The 25,621-nt window shown below is 35.3% G+C and carries 21 protein-coding genes, 3 tRNA genes, 1 riboswitch and 2 other annotated features; of the genes, 20 read left to right on the top strand and 4 right to left on the bottom strand.

Features of this window, described 5'->3' with window-relative positions:
- Window positions 1–21: 21 nt before the first annotated feature.
- A complete protein-coding gene (gene namA, locus EB239_RS02055) occupies window positions 22–1,035 on the bottom strand; it encodes an NADPH dehydrogenase NamA (protein ID WP_003869984.1) in 1,014 nt (337 codons plus the stop codon).
- A gap of 275 nt (window positions 1,036–1,310) precedes the next feature.
- Window positions 1,311–1,549: a binding site (T-box leader), on the top strand.
- A gap of 39 nt (window positions 1,550–1,588) precedes the next feature.
- Between namA and ilvN the strand changes: the two genes are divergently transcribed.
- The 12 genes from ilvN (at window position 1,589) to ribH (ending at window position 14,117) form a co-directional block, all read left to right on the top strand.
- Window positions 1,589–2,092 (top strand): acetolactate synthase small subunit, encoded by a 504-nt coding sequence (ilvN, locus tag EB239_RS02060; RefSeq protein WP_003869983.1) that lies wholly within the window; start codon window positions 1,589–1,591, stop codon window positions 2,090–2,092.
- Window positions 2,092–3,087 (top strand): ketol-acid reductoisomerase, encoded by a 996-nt coding sequence (ilvC, locus tag EB239_RS02065; RefSeq protein WP_003869982.1) that lies wholly within the window; start codon window positions 2,092–2,094, stop codon window positions 3,085–3,087. The genes ilvN and ilvC overlap by 1 nt, the downstream gene beginning before the upstream one ends.
- 19 nt (window positions 3,088–3,106) lie before the next feature.
- Window positions 3,107–4,303: a 2-isopropylmalate synthase gene (locus EB239_RS02070; RefSeq protein ID WP_003869981.1), complete on the top strand. Its 1,197-nt coding sequence runs from the start codon at window positions 3,107–3,109 to the stop codon at window positions 4,301–4,303.
- Entirely contained in the window at window positions 4,294–5,550 is a 1,257-nt protein-coding gene (leuC, locus tag EB239_RS02075) for a 3-isopropylmalate dehydratase large subunit (RefSeq protein ID WP_003869980.1), read from the top strand. Before EB239_RS02070 ends, leuC begins: the two co-directional genes overlap by 10 nt.
- Window positions 5,550–6,032 (top strand): 3-isopropylmalate dehydratase small subunit, encoded by a 483-nt coding sequence (gene leuD, locus EB239_RS02080; RefSeq protein WP_003867393.1) that lies wholly within the window; start codon window positions 5,550–5,552, stop codon window positions 6,030–6,032. The genes leuC and leuD overlap by 1 nt, the downstream gene beginning before the upstream one ends.
- A gap of 2 nt (window positions 6,033–6,034) precedes the next feature.
- Window positions 6,035–7,102, top strand: a complete 1,068-nt coding sequence (gene leuB / locus EB239_RS02085; protein ID WP_003869979.1) for a 3-isopropylmalate dehydrogenase — start codon at window positions 6,035–6,037, stop codon at window positions 7,100–7,102.
- A 5-nt stretch (window positions 7,103–7,107) separates the two neighbouring features.
- Window positions 7,108–8,778 (top strand): dihydroxy-acid dehydratase, encoded by a 1,671-nt coding sequence (ilvD, locus tag EB239_RS02090; protein WP_042835462.1) that lies wholly within the window; start codon window positions 7,108–7,110, stop codon window positions 8,776–8,778.
- Window positions 8,775–10,439: a biosynthetic-type acetolactate synthase large subunit gene (gene ilvB / locus EB239_RS02095; RefSeq protein ID WP_003869977.1), complete on the top strand. Its 1,665-nt coding sequence runs from the start codon at window positions 8,775–8,777 to the stop codon at window positions 10,437–10,439. The genes ilvD and ilvB overlap by 4 nt, the downstream gene beginning before the upstream one ends.
- Window positions 10,437–10,551: riboswitch (FMN riboswitch) on the top strand. It overlaps the preceding gene by 3 nt.
- A gap of 84 nt (window positions 10,552–10,635) precedes the next feature.
- On the top strand, window positions 10,636–11,718 hold the full coding sequence (ribD, locus tag EB239_RS02100; RefSeq protein WP_003869976.1) for a bifunctional diaminohydroxyphosphoribosylaminopyrimidine deaminase/5-amino-6-(5-phosphoribosylamino)uracil reductase RibD: 1,083 nt from the start codon (window positions 10,636–10,638) through the stop codon (window positions 11,716–11,718).
- Between the two features lie 10 nt (window positions 11,719–11,728).
- A complete protein-coding gene (locus EB239_RS02105) occupies window positions 11,729–12,352 on the top strand; it encodes a riboflavin synthase (protein WP_003869975.1) in 624 nt (207 codons plus the stop codon).
- A gap of 36 nt (window positions 12,353–12,388) precedes the next feature.
- Window positions 12,389–13,579, top strand: a complete 1,191-nt coding sequence (locus EB239_RS02110) for a bifunctional 3,4-dihydroxy-2-butanone-4-phosphate synthase/GTP cyclohydrolase II (RefSeq protein ID WP_003869974.1) — start codon at window positions 12,389–12,391, stop codon at window positions 13,577–13,579.
- Window positions 13,580–13,652: 73 nt separating this feature from the next.
- Window positions 13,653–14,117, top strand: coding sequence for a 6,7-dimethyl-8-ribityllumazine synthase (gene ribH, locus EB239_RS02115; RefSeq protein ID WP_003869973.1), 465 nt, complete (start codon window positions 13,653–13,655; stop codon window positions 14,115–14,117).
- A gap of 18 nt (window positions 14,118–14,135) precedes the next feature.
- Here ribH and ytvI read toward each other — a convergent pair whose 3' ends face one another.
- Together ytvI and EB239_RS14580 are read right to left on the bottom strand one after the other, a co-directional pair.
- Window positions 14,136–15,200, bottom strand: coding sequence for a sporulation integral membrane protein YtvI (ytvI, locus tag EB239_RS02120; RefSeq protein ID WP_003869972.1), 1,065 nt, complete (start codon window positions 15,198–15,200; stop codon window positions 14,136–14,138).
- Between the two features lie 103 nt (window positions 15,201–15,303).
- Window positions 15,304–15,474, bottom strand: coding sequence for a hypothetical protein (locus EB239_RS14580; RefSeq protein ID WP_003869971.1), 171 nt, complete (start codon window positions 15,472–15,474; stop codon window positions 15,304–15,306).
- A gap of 137 nt (window positions 15,475–15,611) precedes the next feature.
- Here EB239_RS14580 and lepB point away from each other — a divergent pair, with 137 nt between their 5' ends.
- The 4 genes from lepB to EB239_RS02140 all read left to right on the top strand — a co-directional run bounded on the left by lepB (window position 15,612) and on the right by EB239_RS02140 (window position 17,988).
- A complete protein-coding gene (gene lepB, locus EB239_RS02125) occupies window positions 15,612–16,142 on the top strand; it encodes a signal peptidase I (RefSeq protein WP_003869970.1) in 531 nt (176 codons plus the stop codon).
- Between the two features lie 48 nt (window positions 16,143–16,190).
- Window positions 16,191–16,381, top strand: a binding site (T-box leader).
- A 36-nt stretch (window positions 16,382–16,417) separates the two neighbouring features.
- Window positions 16,418–17,689, top strand: a complete 1,272-nt coding sequence (serS, locus tag EB239_RS02130; protein ID WP_003869969.1) for a serine--tRNA ligase — start codon at window positions 16,418–16,420, stop codon at window positions 17,687–17,689.
- Window positions 17,690–17,771: 82 nt separating this feature from the next.
- Window positions 17,772–17,861 (top strand) — tRNA-Ser (locus tag EB239_RS02135).
- Window positions 17,862–17,894: 33 nt separating this feature from the next.
- Window positions 17,895–17,988 (top strand) — tRNA-Ser (locus EB239_RS02140).
- A 61-nt stretch (window positions 17,989–18,049) separates the two neighbouring features.
- Here the strand turns inward: EB239_RS02140 and EB239_RS02145 are convergent.
- Entirely contained in the window at window positions 18,050–19,267 is a 1,218-nt protein-coding gene (locus tag EB239_RS02145) for an LCP family protein (protein WP_003869968.1), read from the bottom strand.
- A gap of 250 nt (window positions 19,268–19,517) precedes the next feature.
- Between EB239_RS02145 and EB239_RS02150 the strand changes: the two genes are divergently transcribed.
- From EB239_RS02150 to EB239_RS02170, 4 genes are all read left to right on the top strand, one after another.
- The gene (locus EB239_RS02150; protein ID WP_003869710.1) at window positions 19,518–21,155 is read left to right on the top strand and encodes a transposase; all 1,638 of its coding nucleotides are present in this window, start codon (window positions 19,518–19,520) and stop codon (window positions 21,153–21,155) included.
- A 262-nt stretch (window positions 21,156–21,417) separates the two neighbouring features.
- Complete coding sequence (locus EB239_RS02155) at window positions 21,418–24,147, top strand: UPF0182 family membrane protein (protein ID WP_003869967.1); 2,730 nt, start codon at window positions 21,418–21,420, stop codon at window positions 24,145–24,147.
- Between the two features lie 70 nt (window positions 24,148–24,217).
- A tRNA-Arg gene (locus EB239_RS02160) sits at window positions 24,218–24,294 on the top strand.
- Between the two features lie 590 nt (window positions 24,295–24,884).
- A complete protein-coding gene (locus EB239_RS02170; protein WP_003869966.1) occupies window positions 24,885–25,610 on the top strand; it encodes an SGNH/GDSL hydrolase family protein in 726 nt (241 codons plus the stop codon).
- Window positions 25,611–25,621 lie beyond the last annotated feature (11 nt).

The raw sequence follows: 25,621 nt of genomic DNA on the forward strand, positions 1-25,621 counted from the left end.
AAGCCCTCAATTTTTGGGGGCTTATTTTTTAAAAGCTCTTTCATATTGTTTTGGCCAGTCTTCCTTTGAAGTGTAGGTATGCAGAACCCAATAGGGATTTCTTAAAAGTTCTCTTCCAAGTGCAACTAAGTCTGCCCTTTCATTTGAAAGAATTTCTTCTGCAAGCTCTTGTGTCGTTATTAATCCTACCGCAGAAGTTTTTATATTACAGCGCTTTTTAATTGTTTCAGCGTATTTAACTTGATATCCAGGATATAGATTTATATCAACATTTAAAAGTCCTCCACTGCTTACATCAATTAAATCAACTTTGTCTTTTATCATGTTGATATATTCTACCATCATATCTATGTTTATTCCGCCTTCCATGTAATCATCTGCAGATACCCGCACGAAAATAGGTTTATTTTCAGGCCAATTTTTTCTAACTTCATCTATCACTTCAATTAAAAATCTTGCTCTATTTTCAATGCTACCACCGTATTCATCTTTTCGCTTATTTGAAAGAGGAGAAAGAAATTCGTGGATTAAATAGCCGTGAGCTGCATGTATTTCAACTACATCATAACCTGCTAAGTTAGCCCTTTTAGCAGCTTCCCCAAAAGCTTTTACTATAGATTTTATTTCGTCAATGGTTAATTCTCTTGGAAGTTTGTAGTGGTTTCCTGCTTTAATAGGGGAAGGTCCTACAACATCTTCATAAAGTATATCACATTTTCTTCCTGCATGAGCAAGCTGTATTCCCATTACAGCGCCATTTGCTTTACAGATGTCTACAATTTTTTTTAATTCTTTAACTTGCTCATCATTCCATATCCCAAGGTCACGGTCAGTTATTCTTCCTCTGCTCTCAACAGCTGTGGCTTCTTGCATAATGAGTCCTACTCCACCAATAGCCCTTGTGGCGTAATGAACTATATGCCAGTCATTTGGCATCCCATCTGTAGAAGCTGAGTACATACACATAGGAGACATCATGATTCTATTTTTTATTGTAATATCCTTTATCTTTAAAGGCATATGTAAAATACTCATAAACACTCTCCCTTCTTGAACTTTCTAATTTTAATCATAATACATATCTTTTTAAAAACCAAATTTGACAAAAATGTTTAAGCTGCATGCGATTTAAGCAATTTTTAATGATAGTTAAAAAAAGAGTAATTTTTTTGGGAGATATTTAAAATTTTTTAGTAAATGTAAACGATAGATTATTGAAAATTTACAAATAATTTAGTTGACTAAAGTAAAAGATGCTGCTAAAATAACAAGTAACTTTATTTGGATTTGTATTTTTAAAATGATAAAGGATAAAAGCGATGAAGGTGAGGGGTATGCGTTGAGGCTCAAGAGAGCCGGTGGATGGTGCAAACCGGTGCCGAGGCGCATATTAGATCGCTCTGGAGCTGTATAGCTGAACGGCGGTAAGCTTATTAGGCTATACCGGGATTACCCGTTACAGGTCAAGTTGTATAACTTGGTGAGGCTATTGCCGTGAGGTAATAGCGAAAACAGGTGGTACCGCGTGGAGGAAATCCCCGCCCTGTAATTTAGGGCGGGGAATGATTTTTATATAGGGGGTGATAATTTGCACATTATATCTGTCCTTGTGAACAATCATCCAGGAGTCTTGTCAAGGGTAGTAGGTCTTTTTTCAAGGAGAGGCTATAATATTGAAAGCCTTGCAGTAGGTACGACAGAAAGAGAAGACATCTCAAGGATAACTTTGACAGTGAAAGGAGATGATTATACAGTTATCCAGGTGATAAGGCAACTTAATAAACTTGTAGATGTGCTGAAAGTACAAAACATAGGAGCAAGGGATAATGTTTCTCGAGAATTGCTGTTAGTTAAAGTAGGTTATGATTCAAATACAAGGGATGACATAATGCACATTGTAGATACTTTTAGAGCAAAAGTTATAGATATTTCAATGGACTCATTGATTATAGAAATTACCGGAGATAGTGAAAAGATTAATGCTTTTATAAATCTCATAAGCAAATTTGAAGTAAAAGAGCTGGTAAGAACAGGCCTTGTAGCTTTGGAAAGAGGCAATAAAGCATTAAAAGAATATGAGGGGGAATTGTAATGGCAAAGATGTATTATGACAAAGATGCAGATTTAAATTTACTCAAAAACAAAAAAATCGCAATAATAGGTTTTGGAAGTCAGGGTCATGCTCATGCATTAAATTTGAAAGATTCTGGACTTGATGTAGTAGTTGGCCTTTACGAGGGAAGTAAATCAAAAGAAAGAGCAGAAAAAGAGGGGCTGCGAGTTTATACAGTTGAGGAAGCAGCTAAAGTAGCAGATATCATAATGATACTAATACCGGATGAAAAGCAGGCAAAAGTCTATAAAGAAAGCATAGAAAAAAATCTTACAGAAGGTAAAGCTCTCGCTTTTGCTCATGGGTTTAACATTCATTTTAAACAGATTGTTCCTCCAAAAAATGTGGATGTGTTTATGGTGGCTCCAAAAGGACCAGGACACCTTGTAAGAAGGGTATACCAAGAAGGAAAGGGAGTTCCAAATCTTGTAGCAGTGTATCAAGATTACACAGGGAAGGCTTTTGACTTAGCTTTAGCCTATGCAAAGGGAATAGGAGGTACAAGAGCAGGTGTCATTGAGACTACTTTTAAAGAGGAGACAGAAACAGACCTCTTTGGGGAGCAGGCTGTCCTTTGTGGTGGAGTTACTGAACTCATGAAAGCAGGATTTGAAACATTGGTAGAAGCTGGTTATCAGCCAGAAATAGCTTATTTCGAATGTGTGCATGAAATGAAACTTATAGTTGACCTAATATACGAAGGCGGTTTTAGTTATATGAGATATTCTATTTCTGATACTGCAGAATTTGGAGATTATATGACAGGCAAGAGGATAATAACAGAGGAAACAAGAAAAGAGATGAAAAAAGTTTTGTCAGAAATACAATCAGGAAAATTTGCAAAAGAGTGGCTTTTAGAAAATCAGGTAGGAAGACCACAGTACAATGCTATAAAAGATAAAGAGGCAAATCATCTTATTGAAAAAGTCGGCAAAGGTTTGAGAGAAATGATGGCTTGGATTAAAAAAGAATGAATAAGGAGGTAGATAGGCAATGGGGGTCAAAAGAGTCATTGTTTTTGACACTACGTTACGAGATGGTGAGCAGACTCCTGGCGTCAACTTTGACATTAACGATAAATTTGAAATAGCAAAACAGTTGGTATCCTTAGGAGTTGATGTCATAGAAGCAGGATTTCCAGCAGCTTCTAATGGAGATTTTGAAGCAGTTAAAAATATTGCTGATAAATTGAAAGGTGTTACTATTGCTGCAATGGCAAGGTCTGTAAAAGAGGATATAGACAGAGCTAGCAGCGCTTTGAAAAATGCTGAAAGGTCGAGATTACACGTTTTTATCGCAACTTCTGATATACATCTTAAATACAAACTTAAGATGTCAAGAGAAGAAATGCTTGAAAAAGCCGTTGAAATGGTAAAATACGCAAAAGGAAAATTTGATGAGATTCAATTTTCAGCAGAAGACGCTTCAAGGACTGATTGGGATTTCTTAGTAAAAGTTTTTAGTGAGGTAATTGATGCAGGAGCAAATGTAATAAATGTGCCCGATACTGTGGGATATGCGATGCCAAGAGAATTTGGAGAACTCATAAAATACATCAGAAATAATGTTCCCAACATCGATGGAGTAATGATAAGTGCTCATTGTCACAATGATTTAGGAATGGCTGTAGCGAATTCTTTGTCTGCCATAGAAAACGGAGCAACTCAGGTAGAAGTGACTGTAAACGGAATAGGAGAAAGGGCAGGAAATGCAGCTATGGAAGAAGTAGTGATGGCATTAAATACGAGAAAAGATTATTTTGGCCTTGTTCACGGAATAAACACTAAAGAGATATACAATACAAGCAAATTGGTAAGCGAACTTGCAGGAATTAAACTCCAACCTAATAAAGCAATTGTAGGTGCTAATGCTTTTAGACATCAAGCGGGAATTCACCAACATGGAGTTATAAACAACAGAGCTACTTATGAAATAATGAAACCAGAGGACATTGGAATAATTCCAGATACTTTTGCATTAGGTAAGCTTTCAGGAAGAAATGCTTTTGAATTGAAAGTCAAACAATTGGGGTACAATAATCTTTCACCAGGAGAATTAAGTGATGCTTTTAGAAGGTTTAAAGATTTGGCAGACAGAAAAAAGGTCATTGTGGATGAGGATATAAGATTTGTTGTTGAAGAGACTTTGGAAGAGTTTAGGAGTTTTAAGGAGGGAGAAGCTTGGGCTTAACATTGACACAAAAGATATTGTCAGCAAAAGTTGGTAGAGAAGTAAAACCAGGGGAGTTAATTGAAGTTGATGTGGATATGGTGTTAGGCAATGACGTCACTGCTCCTGTTGCTATAAAGGAGTTTGAAAAGATAGGCATTGATAGAGTTTTTGACAATACAAAAATTGCCCTTGTTCCTGATCATTTTGTTCCTAATAAAGATATAAAATCGGCGGAGCAAGTGAATATAATGAGAAAATTTGCAAAAAAACATGGAATAGTAAATTTCTTTGAAGTAGGGCAAATGGGAATAGAGCACGCACTTTTACCCGAAAAAGGACTTGTACTTCCTGGGGATGTTGTCATAGGTGCCGATTCTCATACTTGTACCTATGGCGCTCTTACTTGTTTTTCTACAGGAGTTGGAAGCACTGACATGGCGGCAGCGATGGCGACAGGCAAGGCTTGGTTTAAAGTGCCAGAAGCTATAAAATTTGTGTTAAAAGGCAATTTGCAAAAATGGGTAAGCGGAAAAGATGTTATCTTGTATATAATCGGAAAAATAGGAGTTGACGGAGCTTTATACAAATCTATGGAATTTACAGGAAACATAAAAGCTTTGTCAATCGACGATAGATTCACAATTGCCAATATGGCAATTGAAGCAGGGGCTAAAAACGGTATTTTCGATTTTGACGAAATTACCGACGCATATGTTAAAGGGAGAGCAAAAAGAGAATATAAAGTATTTGAAAGGGATGAAGATGCTGAGTACAGTGAGGTTTATGAGATAAATTTGGATGAGATAAGGCCTCAAGTAGCATTTCCTCATTTGCCTGAAAACACCAGAAATATTGATGAGGTTGGAAAAGTGAAAATAGACCAAGTGGTTATTGGTTCTTGCACCAATGGACGCATATCAGACATGGAGATAGCTTATAAGATATTGAAAGGCAAAAAGGTTCATCCTGATGTAAGACTTTTAATTTTTCCTGCAACACAGGAAATATACTTAGAATGTGTTAAAAGAGGTTACATCGAAGAGTTTATAAAAGCAGGTGCGGCAGTATCTACTCCTACGTGTGGACCTTGCCTTGGCGGACATATGGGAATTCTGGCTAAAGGAGAAAGGGCACTGGCTACTACTAATAGAAATTTTGTAGGAAGAATGGGACATCCTGAGAGTGAAGTGTATCTTTCAAGTCCAGCTGTTGCGGCGGCTTCAGCTATTGCAGGATATATCGTAAGTCCAGAGGAGGTAGAATGATGCAGGGGAAAGCCATAAAATATGGGGACAATATAGATACAGATGTTATAATACCAGCAAGGTATTTAAACACATCAGACCCACAAGAATTGGCACAGCATTGCATGGAAGATTTAGACAAAGAGTTTAAAAACAAAGTTCAAGAAGGAGATATACTGGTTGTAGGTGAAAATTTTGGTAGTGGATCCTCCAGAGAGCATGCGCCAATTGCTATTAAAGCATCTGGTATATCCTGTATAATTGCTAAGTCGTTTGCAAGAATTTTTTTCAGAAATGCGATAAATATAGGGCTTCCGATATTAGAATGCAAAGAGGCAGTAGATGGGATTGAAGAAGGTGATATTGTTTTGGTTGATACAGATAATGGAATCATAAAAAATTTGACTAAGGGAACAGAATTTAAAGCTCAACCCTTTCCTGACTTCATAAAAGAAATAATGAAATATGGTGGACTTATAAATTATGTCAGAGAGAAGGTGTGACATTGTTTAAAATTGCTGTTTTGCCTGGAGATGGAATTGGACCTGAAGTCATAGAAGAAGGGTTAAAAGTTTTGTCTGCTATAGAAGACAAGTACAAACTTAAATTTGATGTAAAAAAGTATCCCTTTGGAGGAGAAGCTATAGATAAATATGGTGTTCCCTATCCGGAAGAGACAAAAAATGCATGTCTTTCCAGCGATGCTGTTCTTTTGGGAGCAGTAGGTGGACATAAATGGGATGACCTTGAGGGGGATAAAAGGCCAGAAGCGGGTCTTCTGGCTTTAAGAAAAAGCCTAGGGGTTTATGCAAATCTAAGGCCTGCTGTTCTTTATCCTCCTTTAAAAGAAGCTTCTCCTTTAAAAAACGAGTTATTACAAGAGGGTTTAGATATTCTTGTGGTAAGAGAACTTACTGGTGGCATTTATTTTGGACCGAGAGGAACAGTTGCTATAGATTATGGTTTTAAGGCTTATGATACAGAAGTGTACCAGACTTCAGAGATAGAAAGGATAGCGGTTATTGCTTTTGAAGCGGCTTTAAAGAGGAAAAAGAAAGTCACTTCTGTAGACAAGGCAAACATTTTGGATTCTTCAAGATTGTGGAGAAAAACGGTAGAAGAAATAAGTAAGAGATATCCTGATGTTGAGTTAAACCATATGTATGTAGATAATTGTGCTATGCAACTAATTAAAAATCCTTCTCAATTTGATGTAATTCTCACTTCCAATATGTTTGGCGATATATTAAGTGACGAGGCTTCCCAACTTACAGGTTCTATAGGTATGCTTCCTTCTGCTAGCTTAAGAGAAGATAAAGTGGGGCTTTATGAACCTATACACGGTTCTGCTCCAGATATTGCTGGAACAAAAAAAGCAAATCCTTTAGCTACAATACTGTCAGTTGCTATGATGCTGGAATATTCTTTTGACCTTATAGATGCTGCTAATGACATAAAGGATGCAGTAAATAAAGTTTTAGAGGCAGGTTATAGGACTTTTGATTTAGGAAAAGGAATAATTTTAAATACTCAGGAGATGGGAGATAAAGTGGTAGAGTATGTAAAGGGGTGAGGAGATTGATAAGCGATAGCATAAAAAAAGGAGTTGAAAAGGCGCCGCATAGGTCACTTTTATATGCTTTAGGCTTGACTTATGAAGAGATAAAAAGGCCTATTATAGGAGTTGCAAACTCAAAAAATGAAATTATACCAGGTCATATGCATTTAGACAAAATAGCTGAAGCTGTAAAAGCAGGCATCAGAATGGCAGGAGGAACCCCTATAGAGTTTTCCACTATTGGTGTTTGTGATGGCATTGCCATGAACCATAAAGGTATGAAATACTCTTTAGGGAGTAGAGAACTTATTGCAGATAGCATTGAAATCATGGCAATGGCCCACGGTTTTGACGGGCTTGTGCTTATACCTAATTGCGACAAAATAGTACCGGGAATGCTTATGGCAGCAGCACGCCTAAATATTCCTGCAATAGTTGTAAGCGGAGGTCCAATGCTTGCAGGAAAGTGTAATGGAGATACCTGTGATTTGAGCAGTGTTTTTGAGGCGGTAGGGGCTCACAAGGTTGGTAAAATCACTGAGGAAGACCTCTACAGGATAGAGCTTAACGCTTGCCCTACCTGTGGTTCCTGCTCTGGTATGTTTACCGCAAATACTATGAATTGCTTGACAGAAGCTTTAGGAATGGGACTTCCAGGAAATGGCACAATTCCAGCTGTTTATTCTGAAAGGATAAGACTTGCAAAACAAGCTGGAATGAAAATCATGGAGCTTGTAGAGAGAGGAATTAAACCTTCCGATATACTTACAAAAGAGGCATTTATAAACGCCTTTAGTTTAGACATGGCTTTAGGTGGTTCTACAAATACAGTATTGCACTTAAAAGCTATAGCTCATGAGGCAGGCGTAGATATACCTTTAAATGAGATTAATGAGATTAGTACAAGAGTACCTAATTTATGTAAATTAAGTCCTGCAGGGAAATACCACATAGAGGACCTTTATTTTGCAGGCGGAATTTCAGCTGTTTTAAAAGAGCTGACGAAAGCTGATCTCATAAATACTGAAGTGTTAACAGTTACAGGAAAGACATTGGGAAAGAATATAAAAGACGCGAAAATTTTAAATCATGATGTGATAAGGCCAATAGACAACCCTTACAGCAGTACTGGAGGTCTTGCGATACTGTACGGGAACATTGCAAGAGAAGGAGCTGTTGTAAAAGCATCTGCTGTAGCAAAAGAGATGTTAAGACATGAAGGACCAGCAAAGGTATTTAATTCTGAAGAAGAGGCTATTGAAGCAATATATGGTGGGAAAATACAGAAAGGCGATGTGGTAGTAATAAGATACGAAGGTCCAAAAGGTGGGCCGGGAATGAGAGAAATGTTAAGTCCTACTTCAGCCCTTGCAGGTATGGGACTTGACAAAGATGTCGCTCTTATAACAGACGGTAGATTTTCAGGTGCAACAAGAGGAGCTTCCATAGGACACGTCTCTCCGGAAGCTATGGAAGGAGGAGAAATAGCGATTATTGAAGATGGGGATATTATTGAAATTGATATTCCCGCAAGAAAAATTAATGTGAAATTAACTGATGAGGAGATTAAAGAAAGAATGAAAAGATGGGTAAGACCTGAACCAAAGATAAAAACTGGTTATATGGCAAGATATGCAGAACAGGTGACTTCTGCAAATACAGGTGCAGTTTTTAAGGGGGGAGGTATATGAAGTTAAAAGGAGCGCAAGTAGTTATAGAAGTTTTAAAAGAGATGGGCGTTGATACTATATTTGGCATACCAGGAGGAGCAGTTATTCCCATTTATGATGCTCTTTATGACTCTGATATAAGGCATATTTTAGCTACTCACGAGCAAATGGCAGCCCATATGGCAGATGGTTATGCAAGAGTTACGGGAAGGGTAGGGGTTTGCTTTGCTACCTCTGGCCCCGGTTCTACCAATCTTGTAACGGGTATAGCTAATGCTTATATGGATTCAGTACCTGTTGTGGCGATAACAGGACAGGTTCCTACAAATCTCATAGGGAAAGACGCTTTTCAAGAGGTTGACATAACAGGAATTACAATGCCTATAACTAAACACAACTTTATTGTAAAGTCTCCTGATAAACTGGCAGATACAATAAGGCAGGCATTTGCAATAGCCAAAAGTGGAAGGCCTGGTCCTGTGTTAGTTGATATTCCAAAAGATATGCAAAATGCCGATATAGAATATGTTAAAGGAAAGGAAGATAGTATTAATATAAAAAACAATGTCAAGGGAATAGTTTCACAAAAAGAGTTAGACAAAGCTATAGAGCTTATTTTACAAAGTAAAAAACCTGTAATCTTTGCAGGAGGAGGAGTGATTTGGGGAGAAGCATCAGCCGAACTCATAGAATTTGCAGAGAAGACCAATATACCTGTTGCTACTTCTTTAATGGGGTTAGGATGCTTTCCAGAAGACCATCCTTTGTCATTAGGTCTTATTGGCATGCATGGAAGTAGATTTGCAAATTTGGCTGTATATAGGTCAGACCTTGTGATAGCAATAGGGACAAGATTTAGCGACAGAGTCGCTGGCAAAGCAGGAGGACTTGCTCCAAATGCTAAAATAATCCATATTGATATTGACCCTGCAGAATTAGGGAAAAATGTAGAAGTAGAGGTAGCAGTTATAGGCAAAGTAAAAGAAGTATTGAAACTTTTAACGAATAAACTTCCATTCATTGAGAGAAAAGAATGGTTAGAGGAAATTTCTTTCTTGAGAGAAAAGCACGGATTAAAGTATAAAAACGATGAAGTTTTGAGGCCTCAGTGGATAGTAGAAAAAATTCAAGAAATTTCGAACGATGACCTTATAATAGCCACTGAAGTGGGACAAAATCAAATGTGGGCTGCCCAGTTTTATAAATTTAAACACCCCAGAACCTTTGTTACATCAGGGGGATTAGGGACAATGGGCTTTGGGCTTCCTGCTGCAATAGGAGCGCAAGTAGGAAGGCCAGATAAAAGAGTTGTAAACATTGCAGGTGATGGAAGTTTAAGAATGAATATACATGCCTTAGAAACAGCTGCTGTATATAATATTCCGGTTATAACGGTACTACTCAACAACCAAACTTTAGGCATGGTAAGACAGTGGCAAAATCTTTTGTATGACAAGAGATTTTCCCACACAGATTTGAACGCAAATTTGAATTTTGCTAAGCTTGCAAACGACTTTGGAGTAGAAGGAATAAGAGTTACAACAAAAGAAGAATTTGAAAAAGCGTTTAAAAAAGCCTATAGCGAAAAAAGACCTTTTATGATAGAATGTATTATAGACAAAGATGAGATGGTGCTTCCATTTATCCCCGCGGGGGGAACTGTTGAAAATACAATTGGATAAAACCTTCAGGGATCGGTGAAATTCCGTACCGGCGGTATAGCCCGCGAGCCTTTTGGCAGACTCGGTGAAATTCCGAGGCCGACAGTTAAAGTCTGGATGGGAGAAGGAGAAATATTCCCCAGGGAATATATTCTCTGGGGTTTTTTTAACCCTGAAGGTTTAACCTTCAGGATTTTTTAGTATAGGAGGGATTAAATTGGAAGAATATATGAAAAGGGCTTTAAAACTGGCTGAAAAAGGATGGGGATACACAAACCCTAATCCACTTGTGGGTGCTGTAATAGTTAAAAATGGAAAAATAATAGGTGAGGGTTATCATGAATATTTTGGAGGTCCCCATGCTGAAGTAAATGCATTAAAAAATGCAGTTGAAGATGTTAAAGGTTCTACTATGTTTGTAACACTTGAACCTTGCAGCCATTATGGCAAAACACCACCTTGTGTTGAAGAAATAATTAAATCTGGCATTAAGAGAGTGTATATAGCGATGGAAGACCCAAATCCTAAAGTTAGCGGAAATAGTATAAAAAGGTTAAAAGAGGCGGGAATAGAAGTACAGGTTGGGATGATGGAGAAAGAAGCGAGGAAACTCAACGAAATATTTGTTAAATATATTACGACAAAAATTCCATTTGTAATATTAAAATCTGCTATGAGCATTGATGGGAAGATTGCTTGTTATAATGGAAATTCTAAATGGATTACAAATGAGAAATCAAGAAAATTTGCTCATAAAATAAGAGGACGTGTATCCGCGATTATGGTTGGGGTAAATACAGTAATTAAGGATAACCCAATGCTTACAACAAGGTTAGAGGGGTACAAAAGTCCTGTAAGGATTATTGTGGATAGTAGAGGTAGAACGCCACTTGCCTCAAATGTAATAAGAGACAAAGCGGCAAAAACGATAATTGCTACAACAGAACTTATGCCAAACAGTGTAAGAAAGAAACTTGAAGATATGGATATTGAAGTTATTATATTAAAAAACGACAATGGAAAAGTACCTTTAAAAGAGCTAATGATAAAACTTGGAGAGAGGGGGATTGATAGTGTATTGATTGAAGGCGGTGGGACATTAAATTGGTCTGCACTTAAAGAGGGAATTGTTGATAAAGTTATGTTTTTTATATCACCTAGAATAATAGGGGGGAAAAATGCTTTAACACCTGTAGAAGGTATAGGTTTTTCGGATATAGGAAATTCAATAGAATTAAAAGATGTGGAGATTGATAGAATAGATGATGATATACTAATAACAGCATATGTAAGAAAGTAGGTTATGGCGTATGTTTACTGGAATTATAGAAGAAACAGGAACTGTTAAAAATATTATACATGGTACTTTTACAAAAATTGTTATAAAATGTAGCAAAGTCCTTGAGGGAACAAAAATAGGTGATAGTATAGCAGTTAACGGTGTATGCTTAACTGTTACTAATATGTCAAACGAAAGTTTTGTAGCTGACGTTATGCCTGAAACCATGAGAGCAAGCAATTTAAAAGATTTAAAAATTGGAAACATTGTCAATCTTGAAAGAGCACTTCAAGTTGGAAGGAGAATGGGTGGGCATATCGTAACTGGTCATATAGATTGCGCTGGAAAAATCATAGACAAAAGGCAGGAAAAAAATGCTTTTATATTTAAGATAGCTATCAATAAAGAATTTACAAAATACATTGTGCGTAAGGGAAGCATTGCGGTAGATGGTATAAGTTTAACGGTTGTTGAAGATGGAGATGATTATTTTACTGTTTCAATTATTCCACATACAATGCTTAAGACGACATTGGGTTATAAAAGGGTAGGAGATAGTGTGAATATCGAAGTTGATATACTTTCTAAGTATGTAGAAAAACTAATAGCGCAAAAGGATATAAAAGATTTATTGAAAGAAAATGGATTTATATAGATTTAGATGACTTTTCTAAGTTAAGGAGGAAAGACTATGTTTGATAGGATAGAAGATGCAATAGAAGATATAAAGCAAGGAAAAATGATTATTGTTGTTGATAATGAAAACAGGGAAAATGAAGGCGACTTAGTCATGGCAGCAGAAAAAGTTACCGGAGAACATATCAACTTTATGATAAAGTATGGACGGGGTCTTGTATGTGTTCCAATGACAGAAAAGAGACTTGATGACCTTGGCATTTACCAGATGGTTGAGAATAACACTGACCATAAAGAAACTGCTTTTACTGTATCTGTAGACTATAAAGAATGTACCACTGGTATTTCTGCCTTCGAAAGAGCACTAACGGTGAATAAATTAGTAGATGATAATTCAAAGCCAGAAGATTTTACAAAGCCAGGACATATCTTTCCTTTAAGAGCAAAAGATGGTGGTGTCTTAGTAAGAGCAGGACATACAGAAGCAGCTGTAGACCTTGCAGTTCTTGCGGGACTCAAACCTGCTGGAGTAATATGCGAAATCATAAAAGATGATGGAAATATGGCAAGGCTGCCTGACCTTTTGGAGTTTGCAAAAAAATTTGGGTTGAGGATTATATCTATTGAAGATTTAATAGAGTACAGAATGAAAAATGAAATACTTGTGAGAAGGGTAGCACAGGCGAAACTTCCAACAAAATATGGGAATTTTGAAATTGTCGGGTATGAAGAAATATTAACAGGAAAACAGCATGTAGCTCTGATTAAAGGAGACATAAATAGGGATCCTGTACTTGTGAGGATACATTCAGAGTGCCTGACGGGGGATATATTGGGGTCATTAAGATGTGACTGTGGTGACCAGCTTCATGCGGCAATGGAAAGAATAGGACAGGAAGGAGGAGTACTAGTCTATCTGAGACAGGAAGGAAGGGGTATAGGACTTTTAAACAAGATTAAGGCGTATCATTTGCAGGATCAAGGGTTTGATACTGTTGAAGCGAATATTAAGCTTGGCTTTCCACCCGATTTAAGAGAATACAGCATAGCTGCCCAGATTTTGAAAGATATAGGAGTTAAAAAGATAAGGATTATGACAAATAATCCGCAAAAAATTATGGAATTATTAGACTATGGTCTTGAGGTTGTAGAAAGGATTCCTATAGAAATTTGTCCAAATTATTATAATGAAAAATATCTCAAAACAAAAAAAGAAAAAATGGGACATCTAATTTTGGAAGTGTGAAATGCTATGCAAAAAGTGAATTGAATGTAATTATAAGCACAGTGAAGAACACTAGTAAGGGGAGTGCATAGTTATGAAAATATACGAAGGAAAACTTACGGTAGAAGGAAAGAAATTTGGAATTGTGGTAAGCAGATTCAATGAATTTATAACTAACAAACTTCTCGAAGGAGCACTTGATGCCCTAAAAAGGCATGGTGCTTTAAATGAAGATATTGAAATTGCATGGGTACCTGGAGCATTTGAAATACCACTTATAGCTAAAAAGATGGCTGAATCTAAAAGATATAATGCAGTAATTGCACTTGGAGCAGTAATAAGAGGAGAGACACCCCATTTTGATTACGTTGCAAATGAGGTATCAAAAGGTATTGCAAAAATATCTCTTGATACAGAAGTTCCAGTTATATTCGGCGTTCTTACCACAGATACAATTGAGCAAGCTATTGTAAGGGCGGGAACAAAAGGTGGGAATAAAGGTTTTGAGGCAGCCGTTACAGCAATAGAGATGGCAAATCTAATAGATGAAATAAAATAAGGGCAAAATGCCCTTATTTTATTTCCAAGGAGGAATAATTTCTGCTTTTTGAAGAGCTTTAAATACTACTACAAATACAGGCCCTATTACAAGCCCTAAAGCACCGAAAAGTTTTGCACCTATAAACATAGATAAAAGCGTAACAAGAGGATGAAGTCCGATACTCTGACCTACAATCTTAGGCTCTATCATTTGTCTTACAACTACCACCAAGCCGTACAGTATTAAAAGATATATCCCTACCATGTAGTTTTTCATTATGATGTTATAAAGCGCCCATGGTACCATGACAGCACCAGAACCAAGTACGGGCAATGCATCTACAATGGTTACAAGAAGACCCAATAGAAATGGATAGTCAAAACCTATCATTGCAAGGCCTATGGAGACTTCCAAAAAGGTTATAAGCATTATTGTTGCTACTGCTCGCAGATAACCGAAAAATGTCTTTAAAAGGTCTACCTGAATATTTTTTGCATGCTGTGCCCAATGAGATGGAATCTGCCTTTTTATAAAATCTAGTATAAGCTGTTTATCTTTGCTTATAAAAAAAGTAGCAACGAGTGTTATCAAAGTCATAAAGAAAAAATTAGGCAATTTTGTTGCAAAATTCAAAAGCCATGTAGCAAGATTTTTTGCAAATAATGATATATAGTTTAAAATCGATTGCATGTTGTTTTCAATAAGGGATGTAATATTTGGGGGTAATGTTACGTAATACATTCTTATTCTATCAACGAGATTTAAAATTATGTCATTAATAGTATTTGCATAATTTGTACTTATTTCCGCAAGAGAACTTAGTTCATATATAAGTTGTGTTATTGATATTGCAATAAGTGATCCTATCACGCCTATTAATATCAAAAGTAAAATAAAGGATGCTAATCCTCTCGGCACCTTTAATTTTTTCTCTAAGAAATTTACACCAGGATCGATTATCACAGCGAAAAGCAAAGCCACTACAAATGGCATCAAGAAAGGAATAATTTTAAATATGATTAAGTAAAATATAATAAAGACAGCAACAATGAGCAGTGTTTTTTTTATTATATCACCGTATCTCAATAGAAAATTATTCACCGTTTTGACCTCCTTTTTCTTTATTATAATATGAGAATTGATGAAAGTCTATCATTAAGAGTAATTATTGACTATAATAAAAAAATCCGCCGAAACGGATTTTTTAAAGGGCGGTTTTTATTTTTGCTATTTCTTTTGATTTTTGGGCAAGTTCGCTTCGCGTTATAATTCCTTTTTCTACTAGTAAATCTATGAGGGAAAGTAAAGCCAATAAATTTTTGTACTCTGTGTCTTTTATTTCGGCTAAATCTAGAAGATATTCTATTTCTCTCATTTTACATCTCTCCCAAATAATTCTTTAATTTTATTATTGACATATATTAGAAAAATATGCATACAAAATAAAAAAATTAGAATTTGTTTGAAGTTTATGCTATAATATCACTGTACTTTTAAGTGAGGAGAGAAAATATGGGCAAAAATGTACAAAAAGAAATATTAAGCTGGATATTTACTATAGCTCTTGCTTTTTTAATTGCAATGTTTATAAGAACTTATGTTTTTGAATTGGTAGATGTACCCACAGGTTCAATGTTAAATACTATTCAAATAAATGATAAATTTATTGTAAACAAGTTTATATACAGGTTTGAACCTGTAAAACGAGGAGATATTGTAGTATTTCGTTTTCCTGACGACCCAAAAGTTAATTTTGTAAAAAGAGTTATTGGCATTGGTGGAGATGTAATTGAAATAAAAAATGGTCAGTTAATAAGAAATGGAAAAGTAGTTAAGGAGCCCTATATAAAAGAACCTATGAAAGGCAATTTTGGACCATATGTCGTCCCACCTGGTCATTATTTTATGTTAGGTGATAATAGAAATGAGTCTATGGATAGTAGATTTTGGCAGCACAAGTATGTATCAAAAGACCAAATTTTGGGTAAAATAGTTTTTAGAATTTGGCCTCCTGATCGAATTGGTTCTATGTCTGGAAAATAGTTATTGAAAGTAGTGTTATAAAGTAGTATAATATTAAAAAACATAATATTGTCGGCAATGAAGGGACGAGTAGTAAGTATAAACTTTTAAGAGAGCTGGTGGTGGGTGCGAACCAGTAAGTTTTACTTATGAATTCCATCCCGGAGCTAAGGTGTAATGACCTTCGGGCGACCGTTAAATCATGTGGAGGGCTTATTTAAGCCAAAAGAGGGTGGCAACACGGCATTCCCGTCCCTTTATGGGACGGGAATTATTTTTAAGGGAGGTGTGGTAAAGTGTTAGACGTAAAGAGGATAAGAAATAATCCAGAGGCTGTAAGAAGAGCTGTAGAGCTTAAAGGAGAAAAAGCAGATATAGATAGGTTTTTAGAATTAGACGAAAAAAGAAGACAAATGCTAGTGGAGTTGGAAACATTAAAAAATCGTAGAAATGTGGAATCAGACAATATTGCAAAACTTAAAAGAGAAGGCAAAGATGCTAGCGATTTGATTGCTGAAATGAAAGAATTATCGGATAAGATTAAAGAAATGGAACAAGAGGTAAAAGAAGTAGAAGAAGAATTGGAGCGAATTTTATGGACAATCCCTAATATACCTCATGAGAGTGTTCCAATTGGCGATAGTGATGAAGATAATGTTGAAATAAGGAGATGGGGAGAACCGAGGAAATTTGACTTTGAACCAAAACCTCATTGGGAAATAGGGGAGGAATTAGGTATATTAGATTTTGAAGCGGCTGCAAGAGTTACAGGTTCTAGATTTACTTTTTATAAAGGTTTGGGGGCACGACTAGAAAGAGCACTTATAAACTTTATGTTAGATTTACACATTGAAAAACATGGCTATACTGAAGTGTTTCCTCCCTTTATGGTACATAGAAGAAGCATGTTTGGCACAGGTCAACTTCCTAAGTTTGAAGAGGATGCTTTTAAAGTTTACGGTACAGACTATTTTTTGATACCAACGGCAGAAGTGCCTGTTACTAATATGTACAGAGACACAATAATAGACGGCGATAAGCTTCCAATATACCACTGTGCTTATAGCGCTTGTTTTAGACAAGAGGCAGGTTCTGCAGGAAGAGATACGAGAGGGCTTATAAGGCAGCACCAGTTTAATAAAGTTGAACTTGTCAAATTTACAGAGCCAGACAAATCCTATGAAGAGTTAGAAAAAATGACTAGAGATGCTGAAGAAGTATTGCAGGCGTTAGGACTTCCTTACAGAGTAGTGGCCATATGCACAGGAGATTTAGGCTTTACTGCTTCTAAAAAATACGATATAGAAGTGTGGATGCCAAGCTATGGACGATATGTAGAAATTTCTTCTTGTAGCAATTGTGAAGACTTTCAAGCAAGAAGAGCTAATATAAAGTATAGGCCTAAAGACGGTGGAAAGGCTCAATATGTCCATACTTTAAATGGCTCTGGAGTTGCTGTAGGAAGAACTTTTGCTGCAATATTAGAAAATTATCAACAAGAAGATGGATCTGTTGTAATACCAGAAGTTTTAAGGCCATACATGAAAGTAGATGTGATAAAGAAATAAATATATTGTTTTCCAATATTATACTATATAAGCATATTGACAATAAAGCTGGGGTATGATATACTTTATATCGTCCCAGCTGGGAGAGGTGTCCGAGTGGTTTAAGGAGCTGGTCTTGAAAACCAGTGACTCCTTCACGGAGCCGTGGGTTCGAATCCCACCCTCTCCGCCAGAAAGTTAATATTTTTTTATGAGCAACTAACGTGGAGAAGTACCCAAGATGGTGAAGGGGCGGTCCTGCTAAGACTGTAGGTCGGGGATAACCCGGCGCGAGGGTTCGAGTCCCTCCTTCTCCGCCATTTTATTATAGTGTTGCTCTATTTTTCATAGAAAAAATACAAAGTAGGCTTTTGCCTACTTTTATTCTTTGTCTTTGCCTAATATAACTGTCACATCTACATTTGCATCAGGAGAGATATCTTTTTCTACATTGGTTATAAAAAGAGTTTTTGCGACTTTTTCAGCCCTTTCTTCATCTGTTCTTGCATATACATGGGAAGAAGTAAAAGTCATGCCAATGACGTTTCCGATTTTCACAACGTCAAAACCCTCATTTTTTAAAACTTCAGCGTACTTTGTGGCAAGCCCTGGTATTCCTGCACCGTTTAACACTTCTACTTTTATGTTTTTGTTTTCTGCAAAAGATGTTGTTGAAGTATTTGAGGTTGAAACCTCATCGCTAAAAAGTTCTTTTACTATTTCTTGAACTTTTATATTGTCTACAAAGAAATAGCTGGTATTTCCTTCATATCGGCCTTCTCCGGGAAGAGCCATTGCATTTATAGTCGAAGGCTTGTCTTTTATAAATTGATAAGCGTATTGAGTTATCTCAGAGGCGGTTAAGTCTGTTTTCAAATATTGACTGACTGCTATTGCTAAAGAAGGTACTTTTGGTAATATTGAGGGTTGCAGCATTTTTTTTAAGAAAGCTTCGAGAAATTGATGCTGTGCCTTTATTCTTCCAAGGTCACCGTCTACATAACCATGTCTATATCTTACAAACTGAATTGCCTTTTCTCCATCTAATACTTGCCTACCTTTTTTTAAATCTATATGAAGAGGGGGATTTGCACTGTTGTCATCGTATTTCATGTTAAAGGGTACATCGACTTCTACTCCCCCGATTGTATCTATTATTTTTTTGAAACCTTCATAATTTAAAATTACATAATTATCGATTTTGATACCTAATAAATCTTCTACTGCTTTTTCTAACCCTTCAATTTTTCCTTCAGAAAAGGCAGCATTTATTTTTTTCTCTTCTGGAGCGTTAAATCCTGGCCTTGGATAGTATGTATCTCTTGGAATTGATAATATATTTATTTTTTTGTTTACAGCGTCATAGTTTATTACAAAAATAGTATCTGATAAATTGTTTTCATCACTGCCTACAAAAAGAATGTTTTTCCTTTCTATAGCTTGCTCTTTATTTTGAGACTCATTTCTACTAACGGTAGAAGTATTTTTTTCATTTGAAGCAGGGACATGAATATTTTTATAAAATATATAAGTTCCCACACCAAGGGAAAGGACAATACCTATTATAATAAGAATTATTATTTTTAATATTCTTTTCATGGTTTTTCCTCCTATAACTACCGTACCATTATTTTGTTTATATAATGAATATATAGCATTTTAAAAATTAAAAGTCAATTAATAGAATGTTACAAGTTATTAAATATTGATTCTAGTGTAAAAAGCCTCTTTTCTTTATGAAGAAGTATAAATATAAAATAGATTGAATAAATAAACATAAAAATATAGGTAGTACAAATTTTCATAGAATTATGTTAGAATCAAAGAAGCAAAAATTACAACAAATGGGGTGTTGCACTTGTTTAGAGAAAACAGCGACCATTTTCAACAATCTTTATTTGAAAGTGTTAACTTCATGGATTCAAGGATAAAGGCTAAACTAGAAAAATCATGGGCACCCATATTCTATAAATACGTGTTCTGCAACATCGATGAAAAACCCTTTTCAGTCTTATACAGTGATACAGGAAGGCCTAACTTCCCGGTTAACATACTCCTTTCCCTGGAATACATAAAACACCTTAAAAACTACTCTGATGATGAACTTATTGAAAACTTTAACTTCAATTACCTGATAAATTACGCTGTAGGAATAAGGACATTAGGAGGCATGAACCTTTCAGAGAAAACCTTGTATGACTTTAGATCAAGGATATACCAATACCTCATAAAACATCCTGAACAAGAGGACTTGATATTCGGGCAATTTCTAAATCTTACCAGTATTTTTGCCAAAGAAGCAGGCATATCCATGAAAGAACAGCGCATGGACTCCACCATGTTCATGTCAAACATCAAAAAAGCAGGAAGAATCGCCCTTGCCTTTGATGTACTTTACAGGGCAGTAAAATCCATCCCTGAAGATAGACTTTCAGAGAACCTGAAAGAAGTCCTCAACCCTAAATTCAAGACAGAAGTGATACATAAAACCAAGCCTTCAGAAAGCGAAAGCAGGCTCGAAATACTCTTGAATCTGTGCCAAGAAGCAAAGGAAACAATCGAAAACATTCCCGGACTTGAAAAATCCGATGCATATAAAATCCTCGCAAGATTCCTGTCAGAACAGGCGTACTACGACGAAAAAACCAAGAGGCTCAAGGCCAAAGACAGCAAAAGCATACCCAGCGATTCCCTTCAGTCAGCATACGATGAGGATGCTACTTATCGCAAGAAGGGGAACAAAGCTGAAAGCGGATACGTTTTAAACCTCAGCGAAACCTGTTCAAAAGAAAATCCCTTCCAGCTCATAACAGACTATACGGTAGAAAAGAACATAAAAAGCGATGTAGAACTTTTAAAAGAAAGACTACCTATTGTAAAACAAAATACTGAATGCCAAGAAGTCTATGTAGACGGTGGTTATTACTCCGAAGAAGTAGTGCAAATTGCAAAAGAAAACGGTGTGGAACTCCACTTTACCGACTTAAGCGGCAGGAAGCCTATTTCTAGGATATCAGTGACCGAATATGAAATAGATGAAGAAACGAAAGTGATAACGAAGTGCCCAAGGGGAATAATACCCATCCATGCCGGTGTTAAGAAGGGGCAGACGGTGGCCCATTTTCCAAAAGAAGCCTGTGCAATGTGTGAATTGAAAAATCAATGTTACTGCAAAGAACAGAAAAAAGATTACGTGGTGAGGATAAATCTAAAATCGATAGAAGCAGCCAAACAACGGGAAAAGATAGAATGTAGGTGTGAGGAAGACAAGAGCAAAAGAGCTGCAATAGAAGGTACCAATTCAGCCTTGAAGAGGGGTCATGGTCTTTCGAAGCTTCGAGTAAGGGGACTTGTAAAATGTAGAGTAAACGTAGGCTTAAAGGTATTGGCCCAGAACTTTAAGCGTTTTGCAAGATACATGTTGGAGCGAGCTAAAAAAGCTATTCCAAAGGTCCGAGGGGGAAGTGTGCCCATATTGGCCCAATAAATGGTAATAACGTATTATAAAGGTAAAATATAAGCTTTTCTTGGCGGACTTTAAACTGGATTTTTGTTATCATAGGTGCAAATTACCACAATTTACCTAAATAAATTTGTCAAAGTACAGAAAAGCAGATTCTAAAATTGAGTTTCTACACTAGAATCAATATTTATTAAGTTTATTCTCCTTCTTTCTCTATTTAAAGACTACATATCAAGATTATGATATAATTAATAAAAAGAAAAGCTATGAAAAAGGGGTGCTGAGTTTGAAAAGACCTAATATTTTTTTAATTTCTTTTATCATTTTAATTTTTGTGATTTTGGGAATTATTGTAAATTTTATAAACATCCTCGTGGATTTTCAATGGTTTTCTGATTTGCATTATCTTAATGTATTTTTTAAAAAATTTTTGACTCAGCTTACAATGGGTGTGCCGATTTTCATTCTTGTATTTATGGTGTTGTATTTTTATACAAACAAGATAATAAGAGATTATGTTAACTTTGCACAGGATATAATCGTTAAAAAGAATATTAACATATATAGAAGATTAGGTATTGCTATTTCTCTATTAATTGCACTATTTATAACGCTATATGCAGCGACAAATTGGTGGAATGATTTATTGTTTTTTGTAAATTCTGTAGATTTTAATGAAACTGACCCCATATTTCATAAAGACATTAGCTTCTATATGTTTAAGTTACCGCTTTTTTATGATATTTATAATCTTTTAATTGTGTTTATACCTGTGATGATAGTTGTCGTAATAATCGCGTATGGACTAATGTACTTGTCTGATAAAACAAGGTTTTATGAGATTTCAGACAGAGACGGAAATTTATTTAAAGCCATTTATAACAAAGACATTTTAATAAAAGCATTTAAAGAAGTTGTCCTCTTAGGATTTATCTTTTTTGTACTCATGGGCATAGGGTATTATTTAAAAGCTTTTAAACTTTTGTATTCTACCAAAGGTATAGTTTTTGGAGCGACTTATACTGATATTCACGTTTCACTGCAGTTTTACAGGGCACTTGCAATAATTTCTTTTGTAGCAGCTATTTTACTTTTGATAGGATTTTATAAGAAAAATATAAAATATATAGTTGCTGCTCCGGCTATTATAATAATTTTAGCAGCCATAATGGTGATCACTGAAACAGCCGTTCAGAATTTAATTGTTTCTCCTAATGAGTTAGACAAAGAAAAAAAATATATAAGCTATAACATAGAATACACAAAAAAGGCTTTTGGGTTAGATAGAGTAACAGAAAAAAATTATGATATGAAAAAAGAGTTAACTCCTAAAGTTTTGGAAGAAAATAAGGCTACTATTGATAATATAATGATTAACGACTATAGACCAGTTAAACAGGCGTATAATCAATTACAAGCGATAAGGCTTTATTACAAGTTTAATGACATTGACATGGATAGGTATACAATAAGTGGAAAGTACAGGCAAGTATTTTTAGCAGCAAGAGAGATGGACCATGAGAGTTTATCTCCTCAAGCAAAAACATGGATAAATTTGCATTTAAAATATACCCATGGCTACGGTGTAGTAATGTCTCTAGTCAATGATGTTACACCAACAGGCCAACCGGCTATGATAATAAAAAACATACCACCTTCTACTAATACTGATATAAAAATTGATAGGCCTGAAATTTACTTTGGAGAACTTACTAACGATTATGCTATTGTAAATACAAAAACTGGAGAATTTGATTATCCTTCTGGAGACAAAAATGTCCAGACAAATTATAAAGGAACTACAGGTATACCTATGACATTTATAAACAGGATACTTTTTAGCATATATACAGGGGATGCAAGAATTTTATTGTCTACTGATATAACAAAAGACAGTAAGATACTCATATATCGCAATATAGAGCAAAGGGTTTCTAAAATAGCTCCTTTTTTGCTCTATGACGATGACCCTTACATTGTAATAGATAATGGTAAATTATATTGGATAATAGACGCTTACACTTATTCTGCCAATTATCCATATTCTCAGCCTTATGGGAGTATGGGAATCAATTATATAAGAAATTCTGTGAAAGTAGTAGTAGATGCTTATAATGGAGATGTTAAGTACTATATTTCAGACAATAATGATCCTTTAATAAAAGTATATAGCAAAATCTTCCCTACATTATTTAGAGATATAAAAGAAATGCCTCCTGGTTTGAGACAGCATATAAGGTATCCTCAATTTCTATTTGACATTCAAGCAGAGGTTTATAAAAATTATCACATGACTGACCCACAAGTGTTTTACAATAAAGAAGACGCATGGGATATTGCAAAAGAAAAATTTGAAGATAAAATAGAGTACCAAGAATCTCAATATATGATAATGAAACTGCCAGGAGAAACTAAAGAAGAATACATTTTAATGATACCTTATACTCCTGCTACAAAAGCTAACATGGTGGCTTGGATGGCAGCGAGAATGGACGGAGAAAATTATGGCAAACTTATTGTATATAAATTTCCCAAAAATACCATTATTTATGGACCTTTGCAAATAGAAAACATGATTGATCAAGACCCTAATATTTCTAAAGAATTAAGTTTGTGGAACCAACAGGGCTCAACAGTCAGCAGAGGAAATCTCCTTTCGATTCCGATTGATGATTCTATGCTTTATGTAGAGCCTTTGTATATACAGTCGCAAAATCAGAATGCATTGCCAGAAGTAAAGAGAGTTATTGTAGCTTATAAAGACCAGATTGTAATGGAAGATACTTTAAAAAATGCTTTAAATAAATTGTTTAACCTGAATACTCAGCAAATATCTCAGCAAAATGTACCTTCAAATACAGCAAATGATACACAAAAGCAGCTTATAGAGAAGGCTCATGAAACATATCAAAACGCTATGGAAGCAGTTCAGAAAGGAAATTGGTCTGATTTTGGAAAATATATGGAGGAATTAAGGAAGATATTAGATGAATTAAATAAAAGTGTGAAAAAATAATATAAGGGAAATAAAGCAAAGTTACAATTGCAATTGAAATTAAAATGTGTTATTATATATTATAGCTTAAGCGCCCGTAGCTCAATTGGATAGAGCGTTTGACTACGGATCAAAAGGCTGGGGGTTCGACTCCCTCCGGGCGCACCATTTTGAGAGATTGAAGGTATCGGAATTGCGCCGATACCTTTTTTGATTTTTATATTTTTCATGCATTCCCAGCAAAAGCTCCAAATATTATTGAAGGCATAACATCATAATAGATAGAAATGACATGTCTACAGGTGACTTATTAATATTGTATACTAACATTAAAACAGCAATTCTATCTACCAATTTCCTATATCCGAAATTATCTGCAATGATATAAAAAACCAGTATTTCTATTTTTATTCATATTTTTCACCTTTTTACGAAGCAAGTAAGTAGGCACTTTTGCAATATTAACATCCAATATTTTCTTTTTATATTTAGGTATCTATACAAACCTGTAATTCTCTTTGCTTCATTTTTAGCATTTTTCTAATTTTCTTAACTATTTCACCTGGTGTTAGAAATTCCGATTATTTGGACTTAAGCGACATTATTTTGTACAAAAGTGCCAAATTTCCTCCATTGGTGTAAGTGGTTATTAGTGGTATAATGATAATGGAAATTGCTAAAAAGTTAACTTTTGTTACAAAATGGTTGATGTCAGTTGATGTTTTGGCAAATAAAAATTTTATGGTGGGGTGGTAAAAATGGCCAGTGTGACATTGCAGAATTATTATGACATTGTTATAGCAGGGGACTCTATTTCAAGGGGTGTAGTATACAGCGAAGAAAAAAATAAATATGTTATATCAGATGTAAATTATGTAAATTTACTAAAGAATAACATAAAAGGAACAGTAAAAAATATTGCTAAGTTTGGGAACACTCTTTTAAAAGGTATTGACACTTTGAAGAGGTACTTGTCAAAAGATAAACCTGATATAGTTGTAATAGAATTTGGAGGAAATGACTGTGATTTCGACTGGGAAGAAATTGCAAAGAATCCTTATGATGAGCATAGACCCAAAACAGATTTTTATATTTTTAAAGAAAAGCTTAAAGAATTGATAAAATCCTTAGATGATGCAAACATAATTCCTGTGTTAATGACATTACCTCCTTTGGATGCTGACAGATATTTTAAATGGATAAGTAAAAACAGTGAAGAGATGGGCAAAAACATTTTAAAGTGGTTAGGCAGTGTGACTAAAATATATTGGTGGCAGGAAAAGTATAACTCAGCTATATTGAGTATAGCTGAAGAAACAAAAACAAGGCTTATTGATATAAGGAGCGCTTTTTTGAATTACCCAGATTTTAGGCAATTTATTTGTGCAGATGGTATTCATCCTAATGAAAAAGGCCATAAAATAATAGCACATAAGATATATGAGTATCTGCAGAGAAATTATACATATCTTTTGAAAGAGTAAACATATAAAGA

It is taken from the genome of Thermoanaerobacter ethanolicus JW 200, from assembly GCF_003722315.1.
In the GTDB taxonomy this organism is placed as follows: Bacteria; Bacillota; Thermoanaerobacteria; order Thermoanaerobacterales; family Thermoanaerobacteraceae; genus Thermoanaerobacter; species Thermoanaerobacter ethanolicus.